This window comes from Arthrobacter agilis (assembly GCF_002953615.1).
Taxonomy (GTDB): Bacteria; Actinomycetota; Actinomycetes; order Actinomycetales; family Micrococcaceae; genus Arthrobacter_D; species Arthrobacter_D agilis_B.
This window is the reverse complement of record NZ_CP024915.1, coordinates 1957893-1962669: the sequence shown is the minus strand read 5'-3', so window position 1 is coordinate 1962669 and position 4777 is coordinate 1957893. Positions and strand designations below refer to the sequence as shown.

At 67.1% G+C, this 4777-nt stretch carries 6 protein-coding genes and 1 pseudogene; 3 read left to right on the top strand and 4 right to left on the bottom strand.

Annotation, left to right across the window (positions count from 1 at the left end; all coding sequences use genetic code 11):
- Together CVO76_RS09535 and CVO76_RS09530 are read right to left on the bottom strand one after the other, a co-directional pair.
- A pseudogene (locus tag CVO76_RS09535) lies at positions 1-537 on the bottom strand (NADP-dependent oxidoreductase); the annotation flags it as partial.
- A gap of 63 nt (positions 538-600) precedes the next feature.
- Entirely contained in the window at positions 601-1344 is a 744-nt protein-coding gene (locus CVO76_RS09530; protein ID WP_208739079.1) for a maleylpyruvate isomerase family mycothiol-dependent enzyme, read from the bottom strand.
- A gap of 63 nt (positions 1345-1407) precedes the next feature.
- Between CVO76_RS09530 and CVO76_RS09525 the strand changes: the two genes are divergently transcribed.
- Positions 1408-1950 carry an acyl-CoA thioesterase gene (locus CVO76_RS09525; protein ID WP_208741767.1) on the top strand — a complete coding sequence of 181 codons (543 nt, stop codon included), beginning with the start codon at positions 1408-1410 and terminating at the stop codon, positions 1948-1950.
- 63 nt (positions 1951-2013) lie between these two features.
- The gene (locus CVO76_RS09520) at positions 2014-2229 is read left to right on the top strand and encodes an AsnC family protein (protein ID WP_133081428.1); all 216 of its coding nucleotides are present in this window, start codon (positions 2014-2016) and stop codon (positions 2227-2229) included.
- Positions 2230-2263: 34 nt separating this feature from the next.
- Here CVO76_RS09520 and CVO76_RS09515 read toward each other — a convergent pair whose 3' ends face one another.
- Both CVO76_RS09515 and CVO76_RS09510 read right to left on the bottom strand, forming a co-directional pair.
- A complete protein-coding gene (locus CVO76_RS09515) occupies positions 2264-2653 on the bottom strand; it encodes a VOC family protein (protein WP_208739078.1) in 390 nt (129 codons plus the stop codon).
- Complete coding sequence (locus CVO76_RS09510) at positions 2650-2931, bottom strand: ArsR/SmtB family transcription factor (protein WP_133081426.1); 282 nt, start codon at positions 2929-2931, stop codon at positions 2650-2652. The genes CVO76_RS09515 and CVO76_RS09510 overlap by 4 nt, the downstream gene beginning before the upstream one ends.
- A gap of 213 nt (positions 2932-3144) precedes the next feature.
- Between CVO76_RS09510 and CVO76_RS09505 the strand changes: the two genes are divergently transcribed.
- Complete coding sequence (locus tag CVO76_RS09505) at positions 3145-4707, top strand: alanine/glycine:cation symporter family protein (protein ID WP_208739077.1); 1563 nt, start codon at positions 3145-3147, stop codon at positions 4705-4707.
- Positions 4708-4777: the final 70 nt, after the last annotated feature.

Here is a 4777-nt window from a genome sequence, read left to right as displayed (position 1 = left end):
GCCCGCCGAGCCGATGACGCGCGATGCGCCGAGCTTCCGTGCCACCTGCCCTGCGATCGAGCCGACGGCGCCGGCCGCTCCGGAGATGAAGACGACGTCGCCCTCCCCGAGCCCTGCGACGCGCTTGAGCCCGGCGTAGGCGGTGAGACCCGTCATGCCGGCCGCACCGAGGAAGACCGACAGGGGCAGGTCCGTCTCCGGCAGAGGCGAGAAGTGCGCCGCGGGGCCCTGTGCGAGGTCGCGCCAGCCGTAGCTGTGGAGCACGGCGGTGCCCACGGGCATCGCGTCGGAGTCGGATTCGACCACCCTGCCCACCGCGCCACCGGTCATCGTCTCGCCGAGTCCGAAGGGCGGGACATAGGACCGGGAGTCGTTCATGCGCCCGCGCATGTAGGGATCGACGGACACGTAGTCGTTGCGGACCCGTACCTCACCCGCACCGAGTGCGGGCAGTTCCGCCGTCACGGTGGCGAAGTCCTCCTCGGTGGGACTGCCGACCGGGCGCCGGACGAGCTGGATCTGTGTGCTGATGGCCATGGTGCTCCTTGTGCTGGTTGCTTCCTGCAGGCGACAAGCAATTATCCGGAGGAATTATTCCGGTTACAGGGCGGCGGCCAGTCGGGCCCGCAGTTCGGCCGCGGGTCCCTCGATGGCTGCGGGTCCTGGCCCGGGTGCACGTCCCCACAGCCAGAGGAGGAGCGGTTCCGCCGTACTCCGGAGGGTCGCCTGGCCGTCCGCGGCGATGTCACGCTCGACGACGGCCCGCCGCCGGTCGAGTCGGATGTCCCAGGAGTGGCCCCCCGCCTCGAGTCGTACCACCGCCCCCGAGGCCGACGGATCGGGGTGTCCGCGCCCCAGCATCACCGTCAGGACCTCGTCGATGCCGTCCAGTACCAGCTTGGCGTCCAGGGGCGTGGTGCCGCCCGCGACCGTGTCCTCGAGGTCGAAGCGGTGGATCGCGGTCTCATGGGTGAGGCGCCGGATCCAGAATCCGACCGTCTGGTCCTCCGGGACCCAGGTCTCGACGCGGTCGCCGGGCTCATGCGCATCGAACTGCTCGATCAGGCTGGCGTAGCAGTGGGCGAGGAGTGCCTGCGGAGGGAAGCTCCCCACACTGACGGGTGGCCAGCCGTGGCTCGGCCTCACGCCCGTCCGGATCGTCTCCGCCTTCTGCAGGAAGACGATCGCGGTGTGGCGTACCAGATCCTCACCGGTCCAGCCCGGGCAGGCCGGCACCGGGCGGTCGAGCGCGGGCCCGACGAGGTTCGAGAGGGTGCGGTACTCCTGGTCCAGCAGTTCCCTGTACCGGCCGAACGGAAGGGCGTGCGGTGAGGGCTGCTCCATCCACCGAGTCTAGGGGGGAGCGACTGGAGGTCACTCATGTTACTGGTGAGTAATATTGCTGCCATGCACCTGATCTTCCGCACGATGCTGCAACTGCTCCTGTCGCGCAGGCGGCCTGCCCTCGGCATCTGGGATTCCAGCAGCGTGACCCTGCGCGTCCTTCCGACGGACATCGACATCGCGATGCACATGAACAACGGCATGTACTTCTCAGTCTTCGACCTCGGGCGCTTCGATCTCATGGTGCGCAGCGGCGTGTGGGCGCAGATGCGCCGCAGGAGGTGGAGCCCGGTTGCCGCCGGCGAGACCATCAGCTTCCGTAAGTCCCTTCAGCTCGGCCAGCTCTACGCGATCGAGACGCGCATCATCGGACTCGATGAGCGAGCCATCTACTTCGAGCAGCGGGCAGTGGCCGACGGCGAGATCTACGCCCGGGCCTTCATCGCCACACGCCTGGTCTCCGGGTCCGGGCCGGTGAGCAACGAGGAGATCATCACCGCATTCGGTGCGCCGCCCGAGGACCTGGTGCTGCCCGAGTGGATCCACGAATGGCGGCTCAACAACGCGCTCCCGAGCACCCGCAGGCCTGCGCCGCATTCCTGGTAGCGCCCGGCGCTGCAGATCGGAGAGCTCTTGCAGTGACCTCCATGCGTCAACTAATGTTGACGTATGGAGGTGGAGCGGATGAAGACACTCGTTGGCTCGATGGATGGGAAAGGGCCGGCAGAATCCCTGCAGGCGATTGCCGAACTGCACCGCGAGGTGGGCCGGGCCGAGGCCGGGCTCGTGCGTGGTGCACGTCAGGCCGGCTTGTCCTGGGAGGCGATCGCGCAGTGCCTCGGGGTGAGCAAGCAGGCCGTGCACCGGAAGTACGGGAAGCAGTAGCGGCGCACGTGCCTCGCCCCTCCTGGCTGCCGTGTCAGCCGGTGGGTTGTGCGAGCTGCAGCAGGTTGCCGACGGTGTCGTCGAGGACTGCCACGATGACAGGGCCCATCATGGTCGGCGGCTGCGTAAAGGTGACACCGAGGGCCGTCAGCCTGTCGTACTCGGCGTGCACGTCCGCGACCCCGAGGACGCAGAACGGGATGCCGTCGGCGGCCAGCGCGTCGGTGAAAGGCCCTGCGGCAGGGTGGCCTTTGGGCTCGAGGGAGATCTGCGTGCCGTCGGGGCGATCGGGATCGATCACGGTGAGCCAGCGGTGCTCGCCCATGGGGATGTCCGCGGACACGGCGAAGCCGAGGTGCTGGGTGTAGAAGTCGAGGGCCCGCTGCTGGTCGTCGACGAAGATGCTGACTGCTTCGAGTTTCATGATTCTGCCTTCCGGGGCGGCCAGCGGTCGAGGATCCCGGCCAGTGGCGAGGTGTCGATGGTGTGGAACCGGTAGCGGCCACTGCGTTCGGAGTGCACGAGCCCGGCCGCCTCCAGGATGTCGAGGTGTTGTGCCACCGCCTGGCGTGACGGGGTGATGCCGTGGTTCATGGCGAGCTTCGAACACAGCTCGAACAGGGTCTGCTTCTCCCGGCCCAGGAGTTCATCCAGGAGCGCCCGCCGCGTCTCGTCGGCCAGCGCCCGATAGATGTCCGTCACGCGAGCATAATAGGTAAGTTCTCGCTTACCTGTAAAGGGGCTCGTCGTCGGGACAGGTGCGGGCTGTGCGCGGGCGGCCGGCCACCTGCCGGGGTGAGGAGGGGAATCGGTTTCCTCCGCCTCATCGCACTCACGGACGTCACGATCGGAATATTTTCCGGTTCAGGACCGATTGTCATTGCGCTCCCACTTCAGGCAGGGTTTCGTTGACGGATGACATTCGACGCAGGGTTTCCCAGGGCAGTGACCGAAGACGTCGGATGGCTGGCGGCCGTCGACGAGGCGATCAACAACGCCTTCGCGAAGCCCACCGAGATCTTCTCGGGCATCGTGTTCTTCCCGATCTCCATCGGGGATGTCAGCTTCCCCGCCGTCGTCGCCTGGCTCATCCTTGCCGGCATCGTCTGCACCATCTATTTCGGGGTCCCCCAGTTCCGCGGCCTGAAGGTCGGCTACGAAGTGGTTCGCGGACGCTACTCCTCCAAGGACGATCCGGGCGAGGTCCCGCACTTCCAGGCGCTCACCTCGGCACTCTCCGGAACCGTCGGCCTCGGCAATATCGCAGGTGTCGGCGCAGCGATGGCCCTCGGCGGCCCGGGAGCCACGTTCTGGATGATCTGCGCGGGGCTGATCGGCATGGCTACGAAGTTCGCCGAGTGCACGCTCGGCGTGAAGTACCGGGAGGTCCACGAGGACGGCAGCGTCAGCGGTGGTCCCTTCAAGTACCTGCCCATCGCGTTCCGGAAGCTGGGCCGCATCCCGGCGAAGATCCTGACCGGCGTCTTCGCCGTCGCCATCCTCATCTTCGGTCTGGCAGGCGGCAACATGTTCCAGGCCAACCAGACCTTCGCCCAGGTGCAGAACGTCACCGGTGGCGAGGACGGGTTCCTCGGGAGCGCCGGTGCTGCCCTCATCTTCGGTGTCGTGCTCGCGTTCTTCGTGGCGATCGTCATCCTCGGCGGCATCAAGTCGATCGGCGCCACGACGTCCCGGCTCGTCCCGGCCATGGGTGGCATCTACGTCCTGGCCTGCCTCTTCGTCATCATCGTGAACATCGAGCAGGTGCCCGCTGCGTTCGGTGCCATCATCGGCGGCGCATTCAACCCGCAGGGCATCGCGGGCGGCATCCTCGGCGTCCTGATCGTCGGCTTCCAGCGTGCGTCCTTCTCCAACGAGGCCGGCGTCGGCTCGGCAGCCATCGCCCACTCCGCGGTCAAGACCCGCCGTCCGGTCAGCGAGGGCTTCGTGGCCCTCTACGAGCCGCTCGTGGACACCGTGCTGATCTGCACCATGACCGCCCTCGCGATCGTGATCGCCGGTGCCCCGAGCCTGCAGGCGGGCATCGATCAGGTCCAGGGTGGCGGGGACACGCCCGATGGCGTCATCCTCACGTCGGACGCATTCGCGACGGTCCTGCCATGGTTCCCCATCGTCCTGGCCGTCGCCGTCGTCCTGTTCGCCTACTCGACTCTCATCACGTGGTCCTACTACGGACTCAAGGCCTGGGAGTACCTCTTCGGTCGTGGCAAGGTGGCGGAGCTGACCTACAAGGTCATCTTCCTGTTCTTCACGGTGGCCGGGTGCGTGCTGACCTTCAGCCAGGTCATCAGCTTCGCCGACGCCGCGCTGTTCGTCTGCGCCTTCGTGAACCTGCTCGGCGTGTACTTCCTGCTCCCCGTCATCAAGCGGGAGATGCGCGACTACCTGGCCGATCGCCGAAGCGGGAAGCTACTTCTCCTCGGCATCGAGAAGGACGAACTGCGGGCCGAGAAGTAGCTGGTCTCCACCCGCCCGGTCCTGGGGCGGATGGACCACCTGCTCGGTGCTGGCGATGGCTGATCGGCTA